Raw genomic sequence first — 26,884 nt, 5'->3', positions numbered from 1 at the left:
ATATTATCCCAACTGGCGGATTACGCAGTCGCTTACGCCCCACTTGCTTTCCTATTCGCGTATATTTGCGTCCATTCGCGGTAAAATTCCCCCTGCCTTTCCTTGGCGAGCCTGGCGGCTTGGCGCGAGATATGTCTTTCCCTCTTTTTCCGTGGCCTCCGTGTTTTCCGTGGTTCAATCTCTCTTTGCCTTTTCCCCGCGCCTCTGCGTGCTCCGCGAGAAACCTGCCTTCACAGCTCCCTGCGTCCATTCGCGTCCATTCGCGTCCATTCGCGTCCATTCGCGGTGAAATCCCCTCTTGCCTTTCCTTGGCTAGCTTTGCGCGAGGTCTGTCTTTCCCTTTTTTTCCGTGGCTTCCGTGTTTTCCGTGGTTCAACTCTTCTGCCTTTCCCCCGCGCCTCTGCGTGCTCCGCGAGAAACCTGCCTTCACAGCTCCCTGCATCTATTCGCGTTTATCCGCGTCCATTCGCGGTAACCCCCCCCTGCCTTTCCTTGGCGAGCCTGGCGGCTTTGCGAGAGGCATATCTTCCCCTCTTTATTTCGTGGCTTCCGTGTTTTCTCCCCGTGTTATCACGCGGGAAAACACCTGCGCGAAGCGCTGGTGCGCGATGGTGAAATCGGTGGCCGACAGGGGGGAGCGAAAGCGTTTATCCAGCATGGGGGCGCGGTCGCGCAGAAACTGCAGGGCCAGGGGAGCGCTGCCGCAGTGGGCGGCCAGGGCGCGCAGTTCTTCGGGTTCGGGCAGTTTCCAGAGGGTGTGGCGCAGTTCAAAGGGGATGCTGGCGCTGCGCAGATGGGCCAGGCTGGTCAGCAGAGGCTGTATGCTGGTGCAGGCGCGGGTGATGTGGGCCATGTCGGCATCATTAAAGGCTTTGACGTCTACGGCCACAAAGTCCACCAGTTCCTGTTCCAGCACCTGTTTCAGGCGATGGGGCAGGGTGCCGTTGGTGTCGAGTTTGATCCGGATCTTGCGGCTGCGCAGCTGTTGCAGCAGGGTTTCAAGTTCCCGCTGAAAAAGGGGCTCGCCGCCGGTGATGGCGACGGCCCCGATCTGGTGCCGGTCAATGTATTCCAGCAGCTGGTCCTGGCGGCTCCTTCCGGGCTGTCCCAGGACGAGTGCGGGATTGTGGCAGTAGCGGCAGCGCAGGTTGCAGCCGTGGGTGAAGACGGTGGTGGCGATTTCACCGGGAAAGTCCAGCAGACTGACGGGGGTGAAATCGGCCACCAGGGTGGGCGTGTGGCTCATGGGTTGACCGCAAAGGTCTCCCGCTTGCCGAATTCCTCTTTTTTGCCTTCGTTCCAGTGGTTGGTGGGGCTGTGGTAGCCCACGACACGGCTGTAGATGTCGCAGGGGGTTCCTTTGATGCTGGCAAGTTGTTCTTCCAGTTGTTGAATCTGTGCTTCGCGCTGGCTCATGAGTGTGCTCCTGTCAGATTGATTTCGTGCAGGCCGTCCTGGCCTTTGAGTTCGGTAATCCGGGTCTGAATTTCCTGCCGCTGTTCCTGGGCGCAGTGGGGGCAGTGGGTGTGCTCGCCCTTGAGGTAGCCGTGAACGGGGCAGATGGAAAATGTCGGTGTGATGGTGATGTAGGGCAGGTGGTAGCGCCGGGTGATGGTGTCCAGCAGTTTGCCCACGGTGGTGCCGTCCTCCACGGCTTCGCCCAGGAAGATGTGGAAGACGGTCCCCCCGGTGTAGAGGGGCTGCAGCTGATCCTGATGGTCCAGGGCGGCAAAGAGGTCGCGGGTTTTCTCCACCGGTATCTGGGTGGAGTTGGTGTAGTAGGGGCGCTCTTCAGTACCGGAGGTGATGATGCCGGGAAGGGTCTGGCGGTCCTTGCGGGCCAGGCGGAACGAGGTGCCTTCGGCGGGGGTGGCCTCCAGGTTGTAGAGCACGTCTTCCTCCAGCTGGAACTGTCCCAGGCGCTCCCGCATGAATTCCATGACGCGGCGGGAAAATTCCAGTCCTTCGGGGTGGGTGATATCCACGCCGATAAAGTTCAGCAGCGCTTCGTTCATGCCGATGATGCCGATGGTGTTGAAGTGGTTTCGCCAGTACTCGCCAAAGCGCTGGTGAATGTCCTGCAGGTAAAAGCGGGAATAGGGGTAGAGGCCGTTTTCCGTCAGGCGTTCCAGGGCCTTGCGTTTGATTTTGAGGCTGTCGCGGGCCAGCTCCATCAGCTCGGCCAGCCGCTCAAAGAAGGCCGTTTCGCTGTCCACGCTGTGGGCGATGCGGGGCAGGTTGATGGTTACCACGCCAATGGAGCCGGTCAGGGGATTGGCGCCAAAGAGTCCGCCACCGCGCTTGTGCAGTTCCCGATTGTCCAGACGCAGGCGACAGCACATGCTGCGCGCGTCGTCGGGGCTCATGTCGCTGTTGACGAAGTTGGCAAAATAGGGGATGCCGTACTTGGCGGTAATCTCCATCAGCCTGCCCACCATGGGGTGCTGCCAGTCGAAGTCGCGGCTGACGTTATAGGTGGGAATGGGGAAGGTGAAGACGCGCCCTTTGGCGTCGCCTTCCATCATCACTTCCATGAAGGCCTGGTTGAGCATGAACATCTCTTCCTGAAACTCCCCGTAGGTGCGTTCCTGGGGCTTTCCGCCTATGATGACTGGCTCGTCGCGGTGGGTGGAGGGGACGTACAGGTCCATGGTCAGGTTGGTGAAGGGCGTCTGAAATCCCACGCGGGTGGGGATATTCAGGTTGAAGACGAACTCCTGCATGGCCTGCTTCACTTCGGGGTAGGTCAGCTGGTCATAGGCGATAAAGGGTGCCAGGCAGGTATCGAAATTGGCAAAGGCCTGGGCCCCCGCGGCTTCCCCCTGCAGGGTGTAGAAGAAGTTGACCACCTGACCCAGGGCCGAGCGCAGGTGTTTGGCCGGCTTGCTCTCCACCTTGCCGGCCACGCCGCGAAAGCCGCGCACCAGCAGATCCTTCAGATCCCAGCCGCAGCAGTACACCGCCAGCAGCCCCAGATCGTGAATGTGAAAGTCGCCACGGGAGTGGGCTTCCTGCACCTGGCGCGGATAGATCTTATTGAGCCAGTAGCGGGCGGTGATGGTGGAAGAGATGTAGTTGTTGAGCCCCTGCAGCGCATAGGTGGTGTTGCTGTTTTCGTTGACCCGCCAGTCGCTGCCGCCCAGGTAGGATTCCACGATGCTCTCCAGACCTTCGAAGCTTTCGGTCATGGCCCGCATGTCGGCGCGCTGGTGGCGGTAGATGATATAGGCTTTGGCGGTTTTGGCGTGGCCACCCTCGATGAGAACCTTTTCCACGCAGTCCTGCACCTGCTCTACGGTGCAGGAACCGTACTGGCCGTACTGGTCCACCAGGGCGCGCAGCACCTGCAGGGAGAGGGCCGAGGCAATGTTACGGTCGCTGCCGCCCACCGAACGGGCGGCCTTGAAGATGGCAGTGGCGATGCGCTCCTGGTCGAAGGGGACAAAACGACCATCGCGCTTCATGACAGTAGTGATCATAGTTCAGGCTCCGTGGCTTCCGCCACTGTCCGTCCGCGAAGACGGCACATCATCCCGGCAAATATCCGGGCAGGCAGTGGCAGGGGTACGCATGTGATAAAAGAAATGGGTACGTGGGCCGCAGAGCGCTGGCTACAAAAGACGGGAACGTGAAGACAGAACTTCCATAGGAACATCCCTCCGCTGTGTGTTCTCGGGGCAGGTATCCTGGCTCGCCATCATCCTCAGCTCCGCCTTCCCGTGTTGTCACAGTGGCGCATGGAGCCTTGTCCGGCTTACAGTTGCGGGGGCAGCGACGGATTTTCACCGCACTTCCCTGAATCCCGGATCGATATAGTGCCCTGCCTCTGCGACCATGTCAACGGAAGATTTCCCACCCCCGGCTTCCCTTGATTGCCACGGGTTTCTGGAGTAGTATCTGCCCATCGGACTCGCATATTTTTATCCATCTCGAATATCAGGAGGCATTCCATGCATGAAAAAAGTATAGCTCTGCTGAACAAGGCCGTATCTGAAGAAATCGCCGCGCTCCACCAGTATATGTATTTCCACTTTCACTGTGACGACCAGGGCTACGACCTGCTGGCCGGGCTCTTCAAGCGCACCGCCATCGAAGAGATGATCCACGTGGAGCGTCTGGCCGAGCGCATCCTCTTCCTGGGTGGCGATGTGGAAATGAAAGCCGGCTCCAATGTCATTCCAGAACAGGACGTGAATAAAATGCTGGAAATGGCTGCCAAAATGGAAGAGCAGAGCGCCATGGACTATAACCGCTGGGCCAACGAGTGCGGCACCAACGCCGACTCGGTCTCCAAGAAACTCTTCGAGGATCTGGTCATGGATGAAGAGCGTCACTACGACCAGTATGACAACGAAATCGACAACCTCAAGCGTTTTGGCGAAAACTACCTGGCCCTGCAGTCCATTGAGCGCAGCAAGAGCCGCAGCGCCGGACAGCCCGCAGAGTAAAACCCCTCAGAACATGTATATCCAGGGAGCGTCAGCCGGCGCTCCCTGTTTCTTTTGCTGGCCACGGCACCCCTTCACCCCTGCGACAGCCTCACCCACAGCACTTTCCTGCTGAAATGCCCGAATACCCTTGACAGAGGATCGAAAAAAGCGCTAGAAAGTTTGCGTAAACTAACATGATCGCCCGTGCCTCCACACTCACCAGAAGGTGAAGCAGCGTGAACGCGACGCACCCGGAAGAGCGACTGGAAGAGGGCATCCATGTCAGATCAGAATCCCCACGACATCTACCGCAACCACCACAAGGATATCCTGCGCTATTTCTCCAGCCGCGTATCCTCTTCCGGAACAGCGGCAGACCTGACCCAGGAAACCTTCCTGCGCCTGCTGCGCAGCTCCATTTCCCTGCTCAATCCCAAAGCGTACCTGCTGAAAGTTGCCCACAATGTACTGATCGACTACTATCGATCCGCGAGCCACATGCCCGTGGAGGATATCAGCCCCGAAGAGCTGGAAAGTGCCATGGGCCGGGCCCCCTCAGCCGAGGACACCGCTTTGTCCCGTGAAGAGCTGGCAATCCTCATGGATGCCATTGCGGAACTGCCCCCCAGGGCCAGGGAAGTCTTCCGGCTCAAGCGCCTGGAAGGGTTGAGTTACAGCGAAATCGGACAACAGCTTGGCATCACGCGCAGCACTATCATGGAACATATGGCCCGCGCCCTCACCCACTGCACCAGACGCCTGGATGAGTACGCCACGCAACAGGAGAAATCATGAGCCAGCACCCGGAGACCTCCTTCACCCCGGATCTTTCATCACCCCAGAACCAGTGTCCAGACGAGCAGGCCATCGCCTGGCTTGTACGCCTGCAGGACGACCAGGCCAGCGAAACCGACCGCCGCGCCTGGTCCGCGTGGATGGACCAGAACCCCATCCACGCCCAATCCTGGCGGAAAATACAGCGCATCTGGCACGGCATGGAGGACCTGGCCCCGCGCCGGGCCAGTACCACCTTCCGCCACCGGGCACTCCGGCAACGCGCCTGGTCCACCCTGGCCACCGCCGCCGCCGTCCTTCTGGTGGTCGCAGGCATCACAAGTATCAGCCTGCACCACTCTCCCGGTCTGCACTGCCTGGGCGCAGACTACTGCACCCGTGCCGGTGAGCTGCGCCAGATTACCCTGGCAGACGGCTCCCGCATCTCCCTGGGGGCCGCTTCGGCCATCAGCGTCCAGATGGAAAACCACCAGCGCCAGGTAACCCTGCGCCATGGCGAAGGGTTCTTTGACGTTGCCCCCGACACAACTCCTTTCCGGGTAAAAGCCGCCGCAGGCGAAGTCCGCGTGCTGGGCACCAGCTTCAACCTGCGCCTCGAGCCCGCTGGCGCCAGGGTCGCCGTGGCCAGCGGCCAGGTGGAAGTTGACACCCTGGGGCACCAGGTAACCCTGAACCCCGGCCAGGTACTGCACTACGACACCAGCCGTCTCCAGCGCCTGCCCGACGTGGATGTCAACAGCATCGGCCTGTGGCGCCAGAAGCGCCTGCTCTACCAGAACACCCCGCTGGGTGAAGTCCTGCGCGACCTGGAGCGCTACCACACCGCCCGCTTCAGCGTCGACCCGGACGTGGCCGCCATCCCGGTAACCGGAATATTCAGCGCCAGCGACCCCGAAGCAGCCCTGATCAGCATCGTCAACAGCTTTCCCGTGCGCATGAGCCGCTACACCCATTTTTTCATCCGCATATCCGCCAACTGACTGATGCCGCAACCGCACGAAACAACAGGGGCTCACCCTCGCCATAAACATTAGCTTCGTTGAATTTTTAAAGATTGTGCAAAAAATGTTTTCACCGGCCCGTACATTTTGCATGGTTTTCCGTCTTACCTGGTAGAGGGATCGATAACCAGAAAAGAGGAGAAAACACCGCATGCCCCGACTCAGCCTCATGGTACGTGCCTGCGCGCTTGTCGCTCTGGCGCTTTTCCTGAACGCCATACCCGCTCCCGCTGCCAACCTCGCCTCCTTCCACAGCTTCTCCATAGCCGCCCAGCCACTGGGCGGCGCCCTCCTGCAGTTCTCCCTTGCCACCGGCATTGATGTCCTGGTGGATGATCGCATCGTCCAGGATCATCAGTCGCCGGGAGTGCAGGGACAGTGGCGCAGTGACCAGGCTCTGGAGCAACTGCTGGAGGGAACCGGACTCCAGTGGCACCTCAACGGCAACAACCTCATCACACTGACCACTCACAGGACAGCTGACATGGAGCTTTCCGTGACGCCAGTCACAGAGCTTCAGGAGCTGCAGGGAGTCCCGCTTCCGGTGGGGCTGCGCCCCACAGAACGGGAACAGGTCGTCCTGGCTCCCGTAACCGTGCGCGGTACCCGCGAAGACGACGCCACCTTTCGCGCTCCCGCCTCGGTCAACATCATCACCCAGAAGGATATCGAACGCTTTCGCGGCACCTCCGTAGGCGATATCTTTCAGGGAACTCCCGGTGTACTCATTGGTGAAAACCGCAACAGTGGCGGACTGGACGTGAATATTCGCGGCATGCAGGGGCAGGGTCGCGTTCCGGTGCTCATCGACGGCGCGCGCCAGGAAACCACCGTCTATCGCGGCTATGCCGGCGTCTCCAGCCGCAGCTACGTGGATCCCGACCTGATCGGCGGCATCCGCATCGACAAGGGCCCGGTCATGAGCGCGGAAGGTACCGGAGCCACCGGCGGAACCGTCAGCATGCGCACCATTGAAGCCGGCGACATCATCAAGCCCGGCAAGGAGTGGGGCATTCGCCTGCGCGGATCCCTCATGGGCAATAATTCGGGATCTGTACCTGCAGCGGGGACACCGGCCGGCTACCACCTGGGCGCAATCAATGATGACGGCGTCTATCGTATCGACTGCGCCCGCTCGGATATCTGCGAACAGCAGCATTACACCGGGCGCTCCTACGCCCTGCCCGACAGCTTTGCCCCCGCCGAAGGCATGGATCGTCCCAGCCTGTTCTCCCCCAAAAGCCACGCCGGCAGCATAGCCCTGGCCCGGCGCTTTGACTGGGGCAGTCTCCTGGTCGCCTACGCCGAGCGCAGCCAGGGGAACTACTATGCCGGCAAACACGGCCCGACACCGTACATGGATCTGTCCGATCAGCGCAAACTGCCCTTCTACACCGAAGTGCGCCCAAAGCGTGAAGGAGCAACCCGCTTTCGCGCCGAAGAGCGCATCGTCAACAGCAACTACGCCAGTGAATCCCTGCTGCTCAAGGGCCAGTTCCACCTGCCCGCCGATCAGAGCCTGGAGTTGAGCTACCTGCGCTACGACAGCACCTACGGCGAACTCATGCCCTCCCAGTTGATGTGGTTCGGAACCGTACGCCAGACCGACAGCTCCACCGTACTGGCAGAGACCTACAACGCCCGCTACCGCTGGCAACCCGCCGAGCTCGACTGGGCCGACATACTCGTCAGCCTGTGGCAGACCGATACCCGCAGCCAGAATATTTTTTACTACCTTGAAGGCGACTTCTCCAACAACAGCGCCACGGAAATGGGCTCCGCTTCCGCCGAGCACTACCAGCGTCGCGGCGCCGATCTTTCCAACACCATGCACTTCTGGAGTTACGGTCAGCCCGTTGTGGCCTACGGAATCTCCCTGCAGCATGAAGACCTGAGCCCCACCAGAATCAGCAAGGGCGGGCAGATGGGTGATGATTTCTCCCGCGATGGCCTGCGCGAAGAGCTGAGTGCCTTCACCGCCGTGCAGTGGTACATGCACCCGAATGTCATACTGGATGCCGGCATGCGCTACACGCGTTTTTCCACCGAAGACCGCAAGGCTGCGGAGGTGAGCAACACCAGCAGCCTGTGCGTAGACAGCTCCGGCGACGGTACCTGTGACCCGGTGTACTACGAAAGCAGCAGCTCGGGAACCACGCCCATTGTCAGCCTCACCTGGGAGCCCAGAGCCGATATCCAGCTGTATGCCCGTTATGCCGAAGCCATGCGCATGCCCAGTCTGTTCGAGACCACCCAGGGATTTTCCGTCAACCCCAACATGGATACTGAACTCAAGCCGGAGCACGCCAAGAACCGCGAAGTCGGGCTCAATGTCATGCGCGAGGGGATGCTCACCACCAACGACACCTTTCGCCTGAAACTGGCCTATTTCCGCAATTACACCAAAGACTACCTCACCCGCACCTCCGTCAATTTCTGGGAGGAGTCAAGTACCAACTCCATGGAATTCTTCCGCATGCGCAATATCGACAGCGCCAGCTTCCATGGTGTTGAGCTGAATATGGATTACGACCTGGGCTGGCTGTTCACCGAGCTGGCCGGCACCAAATACACCCATATAGAAATGTGCCACCACGGCAGCCTGCGCCGTTACGACTGCACCGATTACGGCATCTCCAACTCCTACATCAACAATATGATCCCGCCCCAGTGGCACGCCAGCGCCATCCTCGGCGTCCGGCTGCTCTCCCGGAAGCTGGAGCTGGGCACACGGGGTACCTTCATGGGCCAACGCACCATGGCCGAATTCCACGACGACACCAGCAACGGATTCACCCAACCCATACCCTGGCACGAGTACACCCTGTGGGATCTCTTTGTCAGCTACCAGCCCAACGACTGGCTGACACTGGATTTCAACATCGACAACCTCACCGACGAATACTACCTGGACGCCCTCAGCCTGGGCCTGGTGCCGGCACCCGGCCGCACCGCGCGCCTGAGCATGACCCTGCACTTCTAGCAGGCTGCTGAATCCGATGTCATCCGTTGCCATATTTCGCAAACCCTAAACGCCAAGACAAAAAGGAAAACACCATGAAGCGTTCTTTGTTCCCCACCTTCATACTGCTGTGCCTGCTGCTGGTGCTGGCCGCCTGCGGCAGTGACGGCAAAGACAAAACCACTCCCATACCCACCGCCGTTGCCACGGCCCTGCAGGAAACCGTCCAGATGGGCAGCACCGTGCAGCTGGATGGCTCCACCAGCAGTTCGCCCAATGGCGGCAGCCTGAGCTATCAGTGGGCCTTTGTCAGCAAACCGGAACTCAGCCTGGCGGAATTTTCCGACTCCTCGGCAAGCAACCCCACCTTCGTGGCCGATCTGCCCGGCACCTACGAAGTGCAGCTGCGGGTAGTCAATCAGGATATCGCCATCAGTCAGCCCAGCCAGATCACCATTACCGCCACCAATACCCAGCCGGTGGCCGTGGCTCCGACCCTGCTCAACCGCCTGGTCGACTCCTGGGTCGTCCTTGACGGCAGTCGCAGCGCGCCCCCCACAGGCGAAGACCCCGCCGGACTCACCTACGCGTGGACCCTCAACCCCCCCGATGGCAGCACCGACGAGCTCAACGACCCCACCAGCGCCGCCCCCGGATTCAGCCCCACCAGCGAAGGCATCTATATCGCAACCCTGCAGGTGCACTTCGGCGATCAGAGCAGCAAGCCCCTGCAGGTCATCATCAATGCTTCCAGGGCCAACGCCGTGCCCGTCGCTGACGCTGGCGGCCCCTATGAAATAGAGCTGGGTGAGACCGTCACCCTGGACGGCAGCGGCAGTTCCGACGCCGATGGCGACACCCTCAGCTACCACTGGACGCTGATGCACAATACGTCGGTGGCCATAAGCACCACCGACAGAAAACCCAGGGGCTCCTCCGCCGAACTGGACAGCCGCGACGGCGTCACCGTCACCTTCACCCCCGACGTGGTAGGCACGTATAGGGTGCAGCTGCAAGTCTTTGACGGCACCGCCCTGAGCGCCGCGCAAGACACCACCATCACAGTCACCAAGCCCGACGGCCATCCCAATACCCCGCCCGTCGCCGTTATCTATGACTACTATCCCATCGGTCTTGGCGGCAGCGTGGGAGAAGCCGAAGTCTCCGCCTGGGGATACGCCTACTTCTACTCCGGCTCCTACGACAACGACGGCGATGCGCTGACCCATAAGTGGGAGTGGGTCGAAGTGCCCGAGGCCTTCAAGGCCACCACCCACTACACCCAGGATTGGCTGGACACGCGCGGCGCCAACGTTCCCTTCATAGCCGCACCCAAAGTGGGTGACGAGTATGTTCCCATCGAGGGATATTACACCATCCGCCTGAGCGTCAACGACGGCACCGTCGACAGTGACCCCGTCGAACAGACCATCCACGTGCGCACCGGTGCCAACACCCGCCCGGTTCCCAGTGCCAAAGTCGACATCACCACCGTGCTGGTGGGTACCGAAGCCTGGTTTGACGGCAGCGACAGCAGTGACCCCCAGGACGGCACCACCGGCCTGCAGTACCAGTGGCAGTGGGTCTATACCCCACCGGGCAGCAATGCCGTCCTGAACACCCCCAATGCCGCCCGCACCAGCTTTGTACCCGACCTGCCCGGCCCCTACACCGCCGAGCTGATCGTCACCGACAACGACGGTGCCTCCAGCCGCCCGGCCCATGGCAACTACACCCCCTCCACCGCCACCGTCAACGCCAAGCTGACCAACTACCCGCCCTATGCGAGATTCAACAACGTCATCATCAGCAATGGCAATGAATACAAAGAGACCCACTTTGACTATTATGGTATCGACTATGATGCGACCACCGGAATCTACACCTACCAGCTGGGCTCCATTGTCGATCGCTGCTGGAGCGCGAATCCATCAACCTTGCACTACCACTGCACCGACAACTTCACCGTAAGTGTCACCGCCTACGACCCCGACGGCGACCCCCTGTTTTACGACATCACACTGCAACAGCCCGCCGGCAGCAGCTTCCAGCCCTCCTACACCGGAGCCTTTACCTCGGGAGGCTTTAACACAACGCCAAGGGCCTCCGCGGACATAGGCCGTGGCAGAGGCCAGGCGGGCATTACCGTGCCCGGCGACTACCACTTCACCCTGCAGGCCAGCGATGGCACCGACCTCAGCGACCCGGCAACCCTCACCGTGCGCGTGCTGGACTTCCCCGACGACTACCAGGCCCTGCAGCTCGGGTACCTCTACGACACCAATCTCAGAAGGGGTTCCGCCGATGGCAGCGATCTGACCAACATCCACTACCCCCCCTTCCGTATTTCCAACCCCTCTTTTGCTGAAGGCAGTACTTATGCGGAATTTGCCGATCAGGGCGGAGTGGCGCAGTACTACAAACTCACCGCCATTGGTGGCAGCTTCAACATCCAGAATGTCGAAGCCTTTGTGGAAAAACGCATAGGGGTAACCTATGAAAGGGACTTTGCAGGATCAGAAACCTTCACACCGGAATTCCGCGACCTGCCCACCGTCATCAACGCCGGGGAAACCGTCGTCTTCAGTATCTGGGTACCCAAGCTTCCTGCCCCCGCAGCGAGCCAGGAGCGGTACCGTATGACGTGGAGCTTCGAAATCCCCGAAGTCGCCACGGAAAACCACAGTGGCTTCTATCGTGATCAGATATTCACCATCCCCGCACAGTAACGCCTTCCTTCATCCTCAATAGAGCCTCCAAAAAAAGCCCCGGGGGAATCGGTTCAACCGATTCCCCCGGGGTGCGTGGTGGTAATTCACCATGTAATTGGCTCTGATCAACATTAAAATCAGAACAAGCGGCGCTTAAGGTCAGAAAAGGCATTTCTTCCACCTCGTCTATCACTACCAGATTTTGAAAGCACAAAAGAATACCTGGGATCTCCACGATATATAAGCTTATAGTGTTTTCCGTCCTCAGAAATTTCAAATCCCAAAGAAATAAGTTCAGCTCGTATGACAGTTGTCATAGAATCATATGTACTGAGTATTCTTTTCAACTTATCAAGTATTGAGTTCCGCTCTCCCGAACCTTGATGACCATCAACGATATCCTTCAATATAGCCCAGCGGCGACTATTTTGTTCCACACCACTGATAGCACTTTGCAAAACATCAATAAGGATATCCAAACGCTCAGCTTGATAGAAATCTTGTTCAGTAGAGCGAACTACGATGTCATTATCTTGCCTATCAATACGATCGGATTTTAATTGAATGACATGCCGCATCTTTAATATTTCTTCCTCTAGTCGGCGAATCTCCTCGTTCTTAGATGCAATCTCTGTGTCAAAATGATAAATATACTCTTCTATGTTCTTAGAATCTGACTCTTTGAGCTCTGTAATTTTCTTTCGAGCCAAAAGCTCCTGAAGATAAAACCATGTACACTCCCTTATTGTTCTTTGTGACAATAGAGAATTACGCACTTTATCAATAATCGCATTCTGCATTTCTTTGCCATCAGTAAATCTACTCGGTAAGAAAAGTGACTTTCCAATGCCATCCGGCCAGTAGATTCCCACTGCACCACCATAAGCATTTTCTCCAGATACCTTTCTCATAAGTTTGAACGAAAAGGAGCGACTTGGCTCAACAACTACGTGAGCCATTCCGGCCAAAGATTTTGCGACTCTTGCGACATCAACAAACAACCTATTATCATTGCCTGCACTGACATAAACTATTGGCATAGTAGCATCAGATTTTGCTCGCAGCAAATTTTCTGCAAACTCGATATCTAAATCATTTAAAATATATGGAGCATCGCTCACTGTTAAACATCCATCCTTTCCTCCTCCAAGATACTGAATAATATTTTTCAATATATATGGCGGCTTTCCTTTATCGAGATGTTCAACAGGAAGTTCTGAGTCAACGCTTAATTGTATCGCAATAGAAAATTTCTCTTGAATGAGATCAGAGAATCCAACAATATCCGTTGTCCAGCGAATTTCATTGTCTTCTTTTTTCTCATACCGAATTCCTGTTATTTCTTGCTTTGTGTCCTTATAAACAGAGCAAGAAATACTCTCAGTACCCGTTGCTACCAACGATCCATCGGTAAGTGATGAGCTCATTTTCTCCTTCATGTTGCTATGCGGACTGCCAGTTATCCATATTCTTGCACATTCCAGCAAATCATCTGAGCACTTATCACTTGATACTGGGAGCTGAGTCTTAAATGTAAGCATGAGAGATCTCCTCCTTGTCATTCACATAAAACCATAACATTGCAACTATATTTGAAACGACAATTTAACATTTACAGCACTGTCATATCTAAACATTTAAATACGAGCTCACAAGAGCCCAAGTAAACTTAAGTGCCGAAAAATATAAAACAAAATAAACCGCGTAATATGGAACACCTCTTATTTTTAATCGTACCATAATCAAAATAGGTTGCAAAAAATTGAACGCAAGTAACATGAGCCCTGTTAGCATTAATACAATTCCTATTATCTTCCCCATAAATACTCTAAGCACTAAATCAGTTTCTTGCTGAAAAGTAAAAACGCCAGCTGCCACCACCGCTGCAGCAAGACCATAATTTCTCACGTGATCAAACAGCCATTTCAGACGAAGATCATCAACTTCGACGTATAGAATGTATTCGAGTAAGCGACTCATTTTGCAATTTCTGGCTCTCATAAAACTCCGTAAGCAATTGAACTTTTTAACGTGACATCATGCCTGTCACACTCCGTATGCCTCGCGAATCCCCTGCATAAACTCCACCAGTTCATGAACATGGGTGCTGGGATTGTCGGTGCCGCTTTGCCGGGCGGCTTCCAGGGATCGCCGGGCGTTCTCCATGGCGAATTCCAGCTGGTCGATATGCGTGGCGAAAAGGGGCTGTTTTCCTTTGCGATAGCGCTTCATATGGGTGCGCAGCTCCTTCAGGAGTTGCGCGCACGCGCTGTTGCCGGGCAGGGTTTCGTAGGATCTGGTGGTGTAGACGTAGTGCAGCAGCAGCCAGTATTCAAAGCAGGGTACCGAGGGTATGGCGTGATAGGTCTCTTTGGGTGTGGCGCTGGTCAGGATGTCCAGCGCTTCCCCGTAGCGGGCGTGGTCATCCCGGTCAAAGACGCAGTAGACCCGATCAAAGGGGTCACCGGCGTCTTTTTCCTGGCGGTAGCGCTGCCTGGCAAACTCCACGACACCCACGGGATCATAACCGCAGCCATAGACTTCCACATTAGCGGTGTTCAGCTTGTAGTAGTCGCAGATTTCCCGAAAATAGCCGGGCTCGGTTTTTTCGCCTTCACAGACAATCAGGATTTTCGTGTAAGGGGCGCGTTTCGCGGCACGTCTTTGCAGCCACTCGACTCCCTTTGCCCCGCGCCTGCGCAACAGGTCATCGGTGCCCATCAGCCCTCCCGTGTCAGTGAGCGCACATAGGGCAGCGCCCCGTAGCGTCCCGAGAGATAGGCCAGTTCCAGGTTTTCGCGTCCTTTGCGGGGGCTGAAATCGGTCAGCGGATAGAGCACAGTGGCCTGGCCTTTGTCCTTGTCGCAAAACCAGATCTGATCGCGGCGGAACATTGCCTGATTGAGGATGGAGGTCTCGTGGGTCGTAAAAATCAACTGGGCGTGGTGAGGATTGGTCTCTTCATGGTGAAACAGCTGCACCAGGAACTTCACCAGTTCGGGATGCAGGTTATCGTGCAGTTCATCGATAAAGAGCACGTGCCCGTGTTTCAGGGCCTCAAGCCACGGCCCGGCAAAGGCGAACACCTTGCGGGTGCCGTCGGATTCTTCCGCGAGGTCAAACCGCACCGGCAGGCCATCACTTCCGGTGCGCACGGTCTGAATTTTCAGCAGCTGTTTTCCAGTGAAATCTTCCGCGATGGTTTCGCGCAGGGACTCCGGCATGCTTTCGGGGAGGGCCTTGACATCAAGTGATGTTTTTTCGACCAGGACATCTTCGATATCCAGGTCCGCTGCCCGCAGGAAATCCAGAATCCGTGACTTTGTGGCCTGTTCACACAGGAGTGCAGAGGAGTCGGGGCTCCAGCCACCGACGCCCGACAGGCGCAGCCTGCTCCTGAACCAGTCGAAGACGGGCTGCAGCTGGTGGCTGTTCAGCTGCACCGCAGTGGAGAGAAAGAGGGCGTTGTCGCGGGTGGACTTCTGCCACAGGAGTTTTTCCCCCGTCAGGTGGCTCCCGAACTCCCAGTGGTACTGTTCGCCTTTGGCATTCCAGACGCGGGCAAACCAGCGCTGTGCCCGGTGCTTTGGGTATGCCAGCAGCCATTCTTCGTGGATGCGCTCCGCTGTGGCCGCGAACCCGTACTGATAGCGCACGCCATCGACGATGAAGATCACTTCAAACTCGCTCGGCTGCAGACGGGTACCGGGATCAAGGCGGAAGGGCATGACAGGGAGTTGATCACCCCTTTGCATACTGGTGGCTGACTCAAGAACAACGCGCTTCATGGCCTGCAGGGCCAGCAGAAAGTTCGATTTGCCACCGGCGTTGGGGCCATAAATGGCCGCCGATCGAAGCAGCTCCATGCTGTTGGCCTTGAAGCTGTTGGTCTCCTGCAGTTCGCTCCCCTTGCCCTTGATCAGGCTGAAGGTCTGCTGATCGCGCAGGGAGCGGAAATTGGCCACGCTCAGTTCAACAAGCACAGGAACCTCCTTGGGATGGAAATGTATTCACAGACAGAGCCCCACGCGGGCACAAAGAAAGACAAGACTACGGGAAAATAGCATATAATTGAAGTTTTGCGCCCCGAAACAGCAGGTTGTCGGGATCGACCCTGATGCCATGCTGGAATGGCGGAAATAGTTCTGCACAGACTGTGTGCTTGACATTACCCTCACCCTGTTTATGAGTTTCTTTTGCCACTTTTTACCCGCAAAAAGTGGCTGGGAAGCGGCCCCCAGTGCTGTCCTTATCAGCCGTCCGCTTGCCTGGAACTGGGGACCGCAAACAACCGCCCTCCGTGGCTTTTGGTTTGCGGTTGCCGCCGTCGTGGCGGTAACCCTGCGGGTCCATCGCGTTATGCAGGCAATTGAAAAGCTCTCAGGTGCAAGGCGCGAGCAAGGTGAGAAGTGAGACGTACTTCCTGTACGTCGCAGCGACGAGCATTGGTGAGCAACGCCGCAGATGAGGCTTTTCAGCAGCCTGACAGTTGGCGCGTTCTGGCTGGGAAAGAACACGGGGGAGAGGCAGAAGCAGGCCATTCCCCCCCTGAGCCCGTCCGGTGAGTGCGACGCCTGGCTGGCAAGACCCGAAGGGACACTCACAGGAAGTGAGTGGTCCGGCAGCACTGCAGGGAGGCAGTGTCTGCCGGATCTCCAGGACAGGCGAGCAAACGAGCCGGAAAAACGGGCGTTCGGGGGGCGCGTTTTTGTGTCCTTTTTGCGCGGTCAAAAAGGACAATATCCGGATGAGTCAAGTATGCAAAACCAATACGGTTTCCGTGTGTAAAATAACAGGACAATAACGCCTTAACCCAAAGCGAAAAGATGCAGGACTTCAGATATAATCTCTATATAAGAGAAATATCCTTTCATTTTTGGCGAAATTTGTCAAATAACGAGCTCAGATATGCGCAACATGGCAATCAGAAGCACGCACGCCTGACTTTCCCGCGAAGAGTGGCCGGAAAATCTTCCGCCGAATCTCTCTTTCTTCGCGTTGACTACTTTACAAAATATCCTCAAGGCCTACACTCTGGAGAGAGTTCGAGGGTTCACACCAGAACACCCTCGGCGCAGGTGCGCTGATGCCGTGTGCCCCAGCGTCACTGCACCGCGAAAAATCCAGAACCACTGAGAGGTACCCCATGAATATCATCGACATTCTGAAAAAGCGTCGCACCCAGTACGCCCTGGGCAAAACCCTGCCGATGGCGGAAAACGAGGTTGACGCCCTGATCCGCGAGGTTGTCCGCCAGGCACCCTCTTCCTTTAACTCGCAGAGCTCGCGGGTCGTGATACTGTTTGGCCGGGAAAGCGAAAAGCTGTGGAGTATTGTCAAGGAGACCCTGCGCGCCATTGTGCCGGCGGAAAACTTTGCCAGTACCGATGCCAAAATTGACAGTTTCGCGGCTGGCGCCGGCACCATTCTGTTTTTCGAGGATCAGGACGCTGTGCGGGAGCTGCAGCAGCAATTTCCGCTCTATGCTGAGAATTTCCCGACCTTTTCCGAGCAGTCCGGCGGCATGGCGCAGTTTGCGGTGTGGACGGCCCTGGCCAATGTGGGCATCGGTGCCAGCCTGCAGCACTACAATCCCCTGATTGACGAAGAAGTGGCGCGCACCTGGGGCCTGCCTGCTTCGTGGAAATTGCGGGCGCAGATGCCCTTTGGTTCCAACGAGCAGCCCATCGACGAGAAAACGTTCATCGACGATGCCATCCGCTTCCGCACCTTCCGCTGACCGTTTGCTGAAAATACAAAATCCCCCATCGACAGTGTGGCGATGGGGGATTTGATTTTGCCCTCCCTGGTTCAAAAAGGGGGGGCTCAGGGAGGGGGAAGCTGCCTGTCTTTTGCCTTTCCCCCGTCTTTCCCAGCCAGGACGCACCGACTGTCAGGCTGCTGAAAAGACTCATCTGCGGCGTTGCTCACAAGTGCTCGTCGCTGAGGGTATTGCGTGAACCCTTTTTTCCTCTTGTGCGGATGTCAGCCTCTCTCGCCAAGAAATTCCAGCAGCATGCGCTCGTACTCCCGAACCATGGCTATTTCCACGTACTCGTTTTCCTTGTGGGCCATACTGCCCTGGCCGGGGCCGAAGTTGACGGCGTCGAGGCCGAAGAGGCTGAAGCGGGCCACGTCCGTCCAGGCCTGTTTGGATTGTGGTGGCTGACCGCTGATGGCGATGAGCTTCTGCAGGGCGGGATTTTCCAGGTTGACATCACCGGCGGGGGAGAGGTCGGTGAAGTCGACGCTGGCGGCTCCATGGGCAAAGGCCAGCTCTTCGATTTCACGGCAGGCCTGCTCGATGCTCTTGCCGGGGGCAAAGCGGTAGTTGATGTTGATGGCGAAGGTGTCGGGAATGGTGTTTTTGGTGTTGTTGGTGGTGGTTGTGGTGGCGTGCATCACTTCACGGTAGAGCAACTGGCCGAAGGTGTGATCCACGGGCTGCAGCTGGGCCAGGGCATTGAGGTAGCCGGTGGACTGGTAGATGGCGTTGTCACCCAGCCAGGGACGGGCGGAATGGGCGCGCACGCCCTTGAAGGTAACGGTGGCGTGAATGGTGCCCAGGCAGCCCACCTGCACGAGGTTATCGGTGGGTTCGGGGCAGATGGCCAGCAGGGCCTGGCGAAAGAGGTGGCCGTGCTCTTCCAGCACGGGGCCGAGGCCGTTCTCTTCGTAGGGGCCTTCTTCCGCGTCATAGAGAACGTGTACCAGATGGTACGCGCCGGCCCACTGACGGCCATATGCGCGGATAATCTCCATCATGACCGCGTCGCCGGCCTTCATGTCGCTGCTGCCCAGGCCATAGAGCCTGCCTTCGTGAATTTTGCCGGTGAAGTTGTTGGGGCTGATGACGGTATCCGTATGGCCTGCCAGCACAATGGTTTCGGTGGCGGCGGGGTTCAGCGAGGGCTGCAGGGCGATAATGGCATTGCCGCTGCGGATAACCTGTCCGGCAGGCAGGAACTCCCGGCAGAATCGCTCCACATAGGCAGCAATGGCCTCCTCGTCCCCGGTGACGCTGGGGATGGCCAGCAGTTCCTGGAGGATATCAAGGCTTTGCGGCTCGCTCATTGGCGGATAACCTCCCAGCCACGGGGGGTGTCGGCCTCAAAGTGCCTGGCGGGAAAGCTGATGTTGGGGCGCACGCCATCAAAGGTGATGGTGGTGATATCCAGGCTGGCCCCTTCGTAGATCAGGGTCCGGGGCAGATTGTTCTCCAGCAGGACGGTAATGAAGACCACGGGTTCCTCTTTGGATTCCAGCACCAGGGTGTCGCGGGTGTTCTCCTGCACATGGTAGATGCGCTCCATGGCTTCGCGATCCAGCATGGAGAAGCTCATGGATTCAAATTCCCCGATATCCATGATGGTCAGTTCCCGCTCATCGTAGAGGTAGAGCCACAGGGTGTGGTCGCGGATGAGGTACTTCTGACGCTCGGGCCTGGTGTACTCCCACATGCTGGAACGGGCATCCTTCGAGATGGAGAAGGTTCCCCGGCCTTCCTGCACAAAGCCGTCGGAAGAGTGGGTCTGCTGAGAAAAGGATGCCTGCAGGCTCCGGTAGGAGGTCAGGATATCCAGGGCCGTGTCCGATGCGGCGGCGACAGGTGTGGCAACGAAAAATATCGCCGCCACCAGAAGGGGAGCAATGGCAAACATAGGCTAATCCTCCAAAAGACGGTAGAGAAGGTAGAACTGTTCCAGGCTCAGGGCTTCGGCGCGCAGCTCCGGCGATATTCCCAGGGCGGGCGCCTGATCCATGAAGGTTTCAAACCAGGTGGTTCCGCGATAATTATTCTTCAGGGTCTTGCGGCGGTGGGAGAAGGAGAGGCGCACCAGCTTCTGAAAGCGGACGAAATCTCCGACGGGAAAGCGCGGCTGGGGCAGTCGCCGTCCCTGCAGCACCGACGACTCCACGCCGGGCGCGGGGTAAAAGACGCTGGGGGGGATACGGGAGATGCTCAGTTCCAGATCGTAATAGAGGCGCAGGTAGATGGCCAGGGGGCCGAAGTCCTTGGTGCCGCTTTCGCCCATGGCACGCAGGGCCATCTCCCGCTGCAGCATGACCGAGAAGCTCTGCACCAGCTGCTGGTGTTCCACGATGGCCATGAGGATCTGGCTTGATATATTGTAGGGCAGGTTCGCGACGACGCGGCATTCGGCGGGCAGGGTGCCCCAGTCGTAGCGCAGGGCGTCGGTGTGAACCAGGGTGACATTTTCCGGCAGGTGCGCACTGCTTCTGAGGTAGTCCAGCAACTGGCCATCAATCTCCAGGGCGATCACCCTGGCCGAGCGCTCTCCCAGGACGCGGGTCATTACCCCCAGCCCGGGTCCGATTTCCAGCACGGTATCATCTGGTCCCACGCCGCTTTGCTTGACGATGCGCTGCACAAAGGATTCATCGCAGATAAAGTTCTGCCCCAGGGATTTCTTGGCCATCAGGCCGTGGATATTCAATATCTGGCGGACTTTCACGCTTTTCCTCCATAACTGCGCCGATGCTCAAGAATGCGCACCGCGCAGCGGGTGGCTTCCACCAGGCTCGTGCTGGAGGCCTGCCCCTTGCCGGCGATGCCAAAGGCTGTGCCATGATCAACGCTGGTGCGCACGATGGGCAGTCCCATGGTGATGTTCACCCCACCGCCGAATCCGGCCATCTTGACGGGAATCATGCCCTGGTCGTGGTACATGCACACGGCCACGTCAAATTCATTCCCGGCTGCCATGCGGGCAAAGAGGCTGTCGGCGGGCAATGGCCCGGCGGTGCTGGTGCCGTGGGTGCTGTCATATTCCCTGATGGCGGGCAGGATAATCTGCTCTTCCTGGGAGCCGAAAACGCCACCATCGCTGGCATGGGGGTTGAGGGCGCACACGGCTACCCGGGGCAGGGCAATGCCGATTTCAATCATGCCGCGATAGGCGTTTTCCATGGCCTGCATGATACGGGGACGATTGAGCAGAGCGGGCACGCTCTCCAGGGCCACATGGGTGGTGACCAGTACGACGCGGATATTGCCTGCCACCAGCATCATGGACTGGCTGGTGACGCCGGTATACTCCCCCAGCATCTCGGTATGGCCGGCATAGTGGTAGCCGCCCAGGTTGATGGCTTCCTTGTTGATGGGCAGGGTCACCATGCCATCCACCGCTCCCAGCATGGCTTCCTCGATGGCGCAGATGACGTAGCGGGCACTGGCGGCCCCGGCAGCGGCACTGAGTTTCCCCGGCTGGGGTTCGCGACCATAGTAGCCTTTGTCCATATACTCGCAGTCGGGCACCGTCAGCCCCAGCTTCTGGCCGTAGTATTCCAGCGTGCCACGCTCCCCGATGACCACGGGGCGGCACAATTTCGTAATTTCGCTGAAGGCCTTCAGGAAGACCTCCGGGCCAACGCCATTGGGGTCACCAAGGGTGAAGGCGAGGCGGCAGGGTGTCGCAGACTGCGGCATGGTATATTCCTCTTCGGTAAGCTGCTGGATAATGTATGTGAAGTCTTGAAAATGCTCAAGAGCAGGTTTCGGAAAAATCATCGGAGTTTTCCGCTGCGGCCACCGGATGCCGGGCATCCGCCTTTCCCATTGACGGGTACTGCCGATACGGTATTATGGTGCAAAATTTCGCAACGAGATCATACGGAACATGCCATCCCTTGAACACACCACCCATGCCCTTGCCGGCCAGAGTCTTTCCTGGATCAGTTTCCAGATAGGCCGCCGCATTCTCTTTCCTTCAAAGAACGATATCCTGACAGGCCGCCGTTTCTTCCTGAGCCTGCCCGACGACGACAGCGCCCGCCAGGTCTACCGCACCATCAACTCCCTGAATATTCCCTGTGTCTACCTCTCGGCCTGGGAGATCCTGCCGGGGGAGGCCAACGATTTCTACGCACCCAATGCCGCCGCCCGGGCCCAGGCCATCGACGCCATTGTGGGCGGCAGCGCGCCGGTGGTTGTGGCCACCCACAAGAGTACTGTCCAGAAGATCCCCCCGGTTTCCCAGCGCATCATGGAGTTGCGTCACGGTTACCGCTACAAAATAGACGATCTGGCCCAGACCCTGGTGGACAAAGGTTACGTCCGTGTTCCCATCGTGGATGACTTCGGTCAGTTCGCCCTGCGCGGCGATATCATGGATATCTACTGTCCGGGAGGCCCTTTCCGCCTGGAGTTCTTTGACGAGGAGCTGGAGCGCATCACCCGCTTCGACGTGGACACCCAGACCAGCCTGGAGGGTCTGGAGGAGCTGATGGTAATGCAGTACCGCGAGTACAGCCAGTCTCCCTGGGAGCTGGAGCGTCAGTCGGTGTTCTCCTTTGTCAGCGACGCCGATATCCTGCTCTTTGATGCAGACCACTTGGAAATGGTGCTGCAGCGCGAACGCCAGCAGTGTCAGTCCATCAGTGCCGATCGTATTCTGCTGAACCTGGCCGATATTCCGGCCCACTGCGTCCTGCTGCCACCACCACCGGCAGCAGCCGGTCTGCTGGAGCCCGCAGGCGAACATGTGGATATCAGCCAGCGCGTTGAGCGGTGCCTGGACATACTGCGCCGCACCCCCCTGGCCTTCCTGAGCTACCGTTCGGAGCAGGCCCGCGACAAATTCCAGGCCCTGCTGCAGGAGCACGGGATCAAAGCCCAGAACCTGGAGCAGCCCCTGGCGGTTCAGGAGGGCACGGTTCTGCTGCCAGCGGACTTCCAGGACAGCTTCGCCATTGACGATCACCGTGTCCTGATCAGCGATCGCGAACTCTTTGGCCTTTCCAGGCCCAAAAAGGAACAGCGCTTCCGGGGCATGACCACCTACCTGACCGACCTGGCCATGCTGCGGCCCGGCGACCACGTGGTGCACGTGGAGTATGGGGTGGGCATCTTCCGTGGCATCGAAAACCTGAGCGCCGCCGGAACCCGCGGCGACTTCCTGAAGATTGAATACGCCCGTGGCGATATCCTCTACGTACCCAACGACAAGTTCCACCTGGTGCAGAAGTATATCGGCTCCGACACGGGTGATCCGAAACTCGACCGCATGGGCTCCAAGAGCTGGGAGAAGCGCAAGAGCCGTGCCCGCAAATCAGTGGAGGACATTGCCCAGAGCCTGATGCAGACAGACGCCCTGCGACGCCGCCACAAGGAGCACACCTATCTGCGCGACAGCAGCCTCTACGATGAGTTTGTGGCCCAGTTTCCCTACGAGGAGACTGAAGACCAGCTGCAGGCCATCAATGAGACCATTGAGGACATGTGCAGCCCCCATCCCATGGATCGCCTGGTGTGCGGCGATGTGGGGTACGGCAAAACCGAGATCGCGCTGCGCGCTGCCATGAAATGCGTGGAATCAGGCTATCAGGCGGCTATTCTGGCACCCACCACCATTCTGGTGGAGCAGCACTTCCGTACTTTCAGGGAACGCTTTACCCCCTTTGGCATTCGCGTTGACATGCTCTCGCGCTTTCGCTCCGCCAAACAGAATCAGGACGCGATCGCCCGCCTGGCTGCGGGTGAAATCGATATCGTCATTGGCACGCACAAGCTGCTGGGTAAAGGGGTGAGTTTCCACAACCTGGCTCTGCTGGTGATTGATGAAGAACAGCGCTTCGGCGTCACCCATAAGGAAAAACTGAAACAGTTCAAGGCCAATGTGGATGTGCTGACCCTCACTGCCACACCGATTCCGCGCACCCTGCATATGGCCATGGGCGGCATCAAGAAGATGAGTGTCATCGAGACGCCGCCCAAGGATCGTCGCGCCATTAAAACCGAGGTCATCGAATTCCAGGATGAGATCCTCCGCCAGGGTCTGATGCGCGAATTTCACCGGGGTGGTCAGATCTACTTCCTGCACAACCGGGTGGAGACCATCAACGCCATCGCCCTGCGGGTGCAGGGGCTGATTCCCGAAGCGCGGGTGGCCGTGGCCCACGGCCAGATGAGCGAGGCTCAGCTGGAGCGGGTGATGCTGGAGTTTTCCGCCGGAGAGCACGACGTGCTGGTGTGTTCATCCATCGTGGAGTCGGGCCTGGATGTTCCCCGCGCCAATACCATATTCATCAACCGCGCCGATACCCTGGGGCTGGCCCAGCTCTATCAGCTGCGCGGCCGGGTTGGCCGCAGCGAGCGCCGCGCCTTCTGCTACCTGATCATCCCCCCTTTCGACACCTTGCACGATGTCGCCCAGAAACGCATCCGCGTCATCGAGGAGCTGAGCTACCTGGGGGCCGGCTTCCGCCTGGCCACCTACGATCTGGAAATCCGCGGTGCCGGAAACCTGCTGGGCATGGAGCAGTCGGGGCAGATTGCCTCTGTGGGCTTTGAAATGTACACCGATATGCTGCGCGAGTGCGTGCAGCAGCTCAGGGGCCAGAGCGAAGAGCTTTTTGAACCCTCTGTGCGCACCGAAGCTGCCGCCTTTATTCCGGAAACCTATGTGGAGGACATGCCGGCGCGCCTCTCCCTCTACAAGCGCCTCGGCTCCGTTACCAGCGCAGACGAGATCGCCAGGCTGTCCGCCGAGCTGCGCGATCGCTTCGGCTCACTCCCGCCGGAGGTGGAACGCCTGCTGTGGGTCACCCACATGAAGATCCTCGCCCGCCAGCTGCACATCGACCAGCTCTACCTGGGCAGCAGAAACAGCTCTTTCATGGTCAGTGAAAAATCACGGGTGAACATGGCCACCATCATCCAGATGGCCGTGGAACGAAAACTCACCCTGGACCCCCAGGGCAAGGTGACCCTGCCAACGGAATCGACAGAAAAAACCGAACGCTTTCTGCTGGCCATACGGCAGTAACGTCATCACATTTTCCATCTGATCCATTCCACAGGTCAGGCCGCAATGAAAAAAGCCCCGGGAGAATTCCCGGGGCTTTGCTATGACAGAGGAGAAAGGCAGTGTGTCTAGTTGGTTTGCGGCTGATCTTCAGCGACCGCCTGCGGCTTTCCACTCTGGCGTTTGTTGAGCACAAAGCGCTGCAGGGCGTAGAGGGCCACCAGGATGGCCAGACCACTCAGGTCAAGCAGGTGGTTGGGTGAGACCAACAGGAAGGCGCCTGCCAGGAGCAGGGGCTGCTGCCAGCGATCCACTTTTCCAAAGAACCAGGACTGCACGGCTGATGCCAGGGCAAAGATACCCAGCATGGCGGTACCAAAGCGCAGGACTACATCAAGGGGTCCGCTGCCGGCCAGCTCCATCATGGCTTCGTTCATGAGCAGGTCAGGTGCGTAGAAGAACATGAAGGGAACGATATAGGCCGCGATTCCCAGGCGGAATGAGGTGTACCCGGTCTTCATGGGGTCGGAACCACTGATGGCGGACGCCGCATAGGATGCCAGAGCCACGGGAGGCGTGATGGCGGATACGCAGGCGAAGTAGAAGACAAAGAAGTGGGCCAGCAGGGGCTGAATTCCCATGCTGATGAGACCGGGAGCCACGACCGAGGCCGCTACGGCGTAGGCTGCCGTGGTGGGCATGCCCATACCCAGGATAATGGCAATACACATGGCGAAGAACATGGCCAGGAATTCACTGGTGCCGGCAATGCCCAGCAGCAGCGAGGAAAATTTCAGGCCGATACCGGTGAGGGCGATAACCCCCATGATAACACCAGCGGCGGCACACACGGCCATCAGCTGAATGGTGCCCTTGGCACCAGTTTCCAGGGCCTTGAAGACCCGGTATGGTCCCATGCGGTTTTCCTTGTTCACCCAGCTGATAACCAGAGCGGCAATGATGGCATAGAAACCGGAGCGGATAACGGACATTCCCATCATGAGCATGCCGAAGAGGATCACTATCGGCAGGAACATGTAGACCTTCTTCATGACCTCGCCCAGAGGTGGCAGCATATGGCGGGGTACACCCATCAGACCCAGTTTGCTGGCTTCCTTGTCCACCATGAAGTAGGCGGAGGCAAAGTAGAGCAGGGCAGGCAGGATACCGGCGATCATGATGTGCTGGAAGGGAATTCCGGTCATTTCGGCCATGATGAACACGCCGGCGCCCATAACGGGGGGCATGATCTGGCCACCGGTGGAAGCCACGGCTTCGGTGGCCGCCGCGAAGCGGGGATGGTATCCAACCTTGCGCATGAGGGGGATGGTCAGGCTGCCCGTGGCAACGGCGTTCCCGGCGGAGGTTCCATTAATGGTTCCCATGAGGGCGCTGGCCAGGATGGCAACCTTGGCAGGCCCGCCGCGCAGGTGTCCACTGACGGAGAAAGCCCACTGGACAAAGTAGCGTCCTACACCAGATACGGTCAGGAAGGAGCTGAAGATGATAAAGATGATGATGTACTTGGAAGAAATGGAGATGGGAACACTGAAGACCCCATCAAGCCCGTAGATGTAGGTGAAAAAACGCTCCATGCTGTAACCACGGTGGTTCAGCACGCCGGGAAGGTGGGGTCCGGCAAAGGAGTAGGCGATGAATACACCGCTGAGGATAGGCAGGGCCCAGCCACTGGCGCGGCGAGCAATCTCCAGCACCAGGAAGACGCCCACGATGGACATGTAGAAATCCAGCTTGGTGGGCAGGACACCCATGCGGAACATGAGCACCTGATAGTTCTGGATAATGTACACGCCAACCACCACCGAGGCGATGGCAAAGGTCCAGTCCACAAGGTTTGGCTTGGCTTTGGAGGCGCTGCTCCAGCCCGGCAGCAGCAGGAAGCCCAGCACGGAGAGGGTCATGACGTGGAAGACACGAAACACCCAGGGGTCAATGGGGTAGAAGACAAGGCTGTAGATGTGCAGACCGGCGATAACCGCCGCCGCCACCGCAATGGTTTTACCCAGCCAGCCACCAATATCGCGCTGTGCTGCCAGCTCAATTTCCTCATTAACATCAAGGTTAATGGGGCCCGATTCCTGCGCAGTTCCTTTGGGGGTGTCCGCCTGCAACTGCGCATCCTTAGGGGTTTTGTCGCTCATTTAATAATCCTTCGTAATCCTGAATTTTGCCTTAAAAAAAGCACCCCCGCTCTCGC

19 protein-coding genes and 1 riboswitch are annotated in these 26,884 nt (G+C 58.2%); of the genes, 7 read left to right on the top strand and 12 right to left on the bottom strand.

Features of this window, described 5'->3' with window-relative positions:
• Positions 1-535 precede the first annotated feature (535 nt).
• The 3 genes from ACZ46I_RS06145 to ACZ46I_RS06135 are packed head-to-tail and all read right to left on the bottom strand — an operon-like array spanning position 536 to position 3,479.
• The gene (locus ACZ46I_RS06145) at positions 536-1,246 is read right to left on the bottom strand and encodes an anaerobic ribonucleoside-triphosphate reductase activating protein (RefSeq protein ID WP_464281778.1); all 711 of its coding nucleotides are present in this window, start codon (positions 1,244-1,246) and stop codon (positions 536-538) included.
• Positions 1,243-1,416, bottom strand: coding sequence for an anaerobic ribonucleoside-triphosphate reductase (gene nrdD, locus ACZ46I_RS06140; RefSeq protein WP_183730385.1), 174 nt, complete (start codon positions 1,414-1,416; stop codon positions 1,243-1,245). The genes ACZ46I_RS06145 and nrdD overlap by 4 nt, the downstream gene beginning before the upstream one ends.
• A complete protein-coding gene (locus tag ACZ46I_RS06135) occupies positions 1,413-3,479 on the bottom strand; it encodes a ribonucleoside triphosphate reductase (RefSeq protein WP_464281777.1) in 2,067 nt (688 codons plus the stop codon). Before ACZ46I_RS06135 ends, nrdD begins: the two co-directional genes overlap by 4 nt.
• Positions 3,480-3,659: 180 nt before the next feature.
• Positions 3,660-3,852: riboswitch (cobalamin riboswitch) on the bottom strand.
• 98 nt (positions 3,853-3,950) lie between these two features.
• Between ACZ46I_RS06135 and ACZ46I_RS06130 the strand changes: the two genes are divergently transcribed.
• From ACZ46I_RS06130 to ACZ46I_RS06110, 5 genes are all read left to right on the top strand, one after another.
• Positions 3,951-4,448 (top strand): bacterioferritin, encoded by a 498-nt coding sequence (locus tag ACZ46I_RS06130; RefSeq protein WP_013506885.1) that lies wholly within the window; start codon positions 3,951-3,953, stop codon positions 4,446-4,448.
• Positions 4,449-4,709: 261 nt separating this feature from the next.
• Positions 4,710-5,225 carry an RNA polymerase sigma factor gene (locus tag ACZ46I_RS06125; protein WP_013506886.1) on the top strand — a complete coding sequence of 172 codons (516 nt, stop codon included), beginning with the start codon at positions 4,710-4,712 and terminating at the stop codon, positions 5,223-5,225.
• Positions 5,222-6,205, top strand: a complete 984-nt coding sequence (locus ACZ46I_RS06120; RefSeq protein ID WP_464281776.1) for a FecR family protein — start codon at positions 5,222-5,224, stop codon at positions 6,203-6,205. Before ACZ46I_RS06125 ends, ACZ46I_RS06120 begins: the two co-directional genes overlap by 4 nt.
• A 172-nt stretch (positions 6,206-6,377) precedes the next feature.
• Positions 6,378-9,209, top strand: a complete 2,832-nt coding sequence (locus ACZ46I_RS06115; RefSeq protein WP_464281775.1) for a TonB-dependent receptor — start codon at positions 6,378-6,380, stop codon at positions 9,207-9,209.
• A gap of 74 nt (positions 9,210-9,283) precedes the next feature.
• Positions 9,284-11,917, top strand: coding sequence for a PKD domain-containing protein (locus ACZ46I_RS06110; RefSeq protein WP_464281774.1), 2,634 nt, complete (start codon positions 9,284-9,286; stop codon positions 11,915-11,917).
• 119 nt (positions 11,918-12,036) lie between these two features.
• Here the strand turns inward: ACZ46I_RS06110 and ACZ46I_RS06105 are convergent, their stop codons facing one another.
• From ACZ46I_RS06105 to ACZ46I_RS06090, 4 genes are all read right to left on the bottom strand, one after another.
• Positions 12,037-13,440, bottom strand: coding sequence for a hypothetical protein (locus ACZ46I_RS06105; RefSeq protein ID WP_464281773.1), 1,404 nt, complete (start codon positions 13,438-13,440; stop codon positions 12,037-12,039).
• Between the two features lie 88 nt (positions 13,441-13,528).
• On the bottom strand, positions 13,529-13,879 hold the full coding sequence (locus ACZ46I_RS06100) for a hypothetical protein (protein ID WP_464281772.1): 351 nt from the start codon (positions 13,877-13,879) through the stop codon (positions 13,529-13,531).
• A 66-nt stretch (positions 13,880-13,945) separates the two neighbouring features.
• Complete coding sequence (locus ACZ46I_RS06095) at positions 13,946-14,620, bottom strand: RloB family protein (RefSeq protein ID WP_226508007.1); 675 nt, start codon at positions 14,618-14,620, stop codon at positions 13,946-13,948.
• Positions 14,620-15,882 carry an AAA family ATPase gene (locus tag ACZ46I_RS06090; RefSeq protein WP_464281771.1) on the bottom strand — a complete coding sequence of 421 codons (1,263 nt, stop codon included), beginning with the start codon at positions 15,880-15,882 and terminating at the stop codon, positions 14,620-14,622. Before ACZ46I_RS06090 ends, ACZ46I_RS06095 begins: the two co-directional genes overlap by 1 nt.
• A gap of 1,163 nt (positions 15,883-17,045) precedes the next feature.
• Here ACZ46I_RS06090 and ACZ46I_RS06085 point away from each other — a divergent pair.
• Complete coding sequence (locus ACZ46I_RS06085; RefSeq protein WP_013506897.1) at positions 17,046-17,639, top strand: nitroreductase family protein; 594 nt, start codon at positions 17,046-17,048, stop codon at positions 17,637-17,639.
• A 245-nt stretch (positions 17,640-17,884) separates the two neighbouring features.
• Here ACZ46I_RS06085 and dapE read toward each other — a convergent pair whose 3' ends face one another.
• From dapE to pdxA, 4 genes are read right to left on the bottom strand one after another with little or no spacing between them, the layout of a single operon-like run.
• A complete protein-coding gene (gene dapE, locus ACZ46I_RS06080) occupies positions 17,885-18,973 on the bottom strand; it encodes a succinyl-diaminopimelate desuccinylase (protein WP_013506898.1) in 1,089 nt (362 codons plus the stop codon).
• The gene (locus tag ACZ46I_RS06075) at positions 18,970-19,560 is read right to left on the bottom strand and encodes a LolA family protein (protein ID WP_226508009.1); all 591 of its coding nucleotides are present in this window, start codon (positions 19,558-19,560) and stop codon (positions 18,970-18,972) included. The genes dapE and ACZ46I_RS06075 overlap by 4 nt, the downstream gene beginning before the upstream one ends.
• Positions 19,561-19,563: 3 nt before the next feature.
• Positions 19,564-20,376 (bottom strand): 16S rRNA (adenine(1518)-N(6)/adenine(1519)-N(6))-dimethyltransferase RsmA, encoded by an 813-nt coding sequence (rsmA, locus tag ACZ46I_RS06070; protein WP_464281770.1) that lies wholly within the window; start codon positions 20,374-20,376, stop codon positions 19,564-19,566.
• Positions 20,373-21,431 (bottom strand): 4-hydroxythreonine-4-phosphate dehydrogenase PdxA, encoded by a 1,059-nt coding sequence (pdxA, locus tag ACZ46I_RS06065; protein ID WP_226508010.1) that lies wholly within the window; start codon positions 21,429-21,431, stop codon positions 20,373-20,375. The genes rsmA and pdxA overlap by 4 nt, the downstream gene beginning before the upstream one ends.
• Before the next feature lie 109 nt (positions 21,432-21,540).
• Between pdxA and mfd the strand changes: the two genes are divergently transcribed.
• Complete coding sequence (gene mfd / locus ACZ46I_RS06060) at positions 21,541-24,687, top strand: transcription-repair coupling factor (RefSeq protein WP_464281769.1); 3,147 nt, start codon at positions 21,541-21,543, stop codon at positions 24,685-24,687.
• Between the two features lie 107 nt (positions 24,688-24,794).
• On the opposite strand, the gene ACZ46I_RS06055 is transcribed toward mfd, so the two are convergent.
• Complete coding sequence (locus ACZ46I_RS06055) at positions 24,795-26,828, bottom strand: TRAP transporter permease (protein ID WP_464281768.1); 2,034 nt, start codon at positions 26,826-26,828, stop codon at positions 24,795-24,797.
• Positions 26,829-26,884: the final 56 nt, after the last annotated feature.

It is taken from the genome of Desulfurispirillum alkaliphilum (assembly GCF_055378285.1).
The sequence above is the reverse complement of the archived record's forward strand: the minus strand, read 5'-3'. Positions and strand labels throughout refer to the sequence as shown.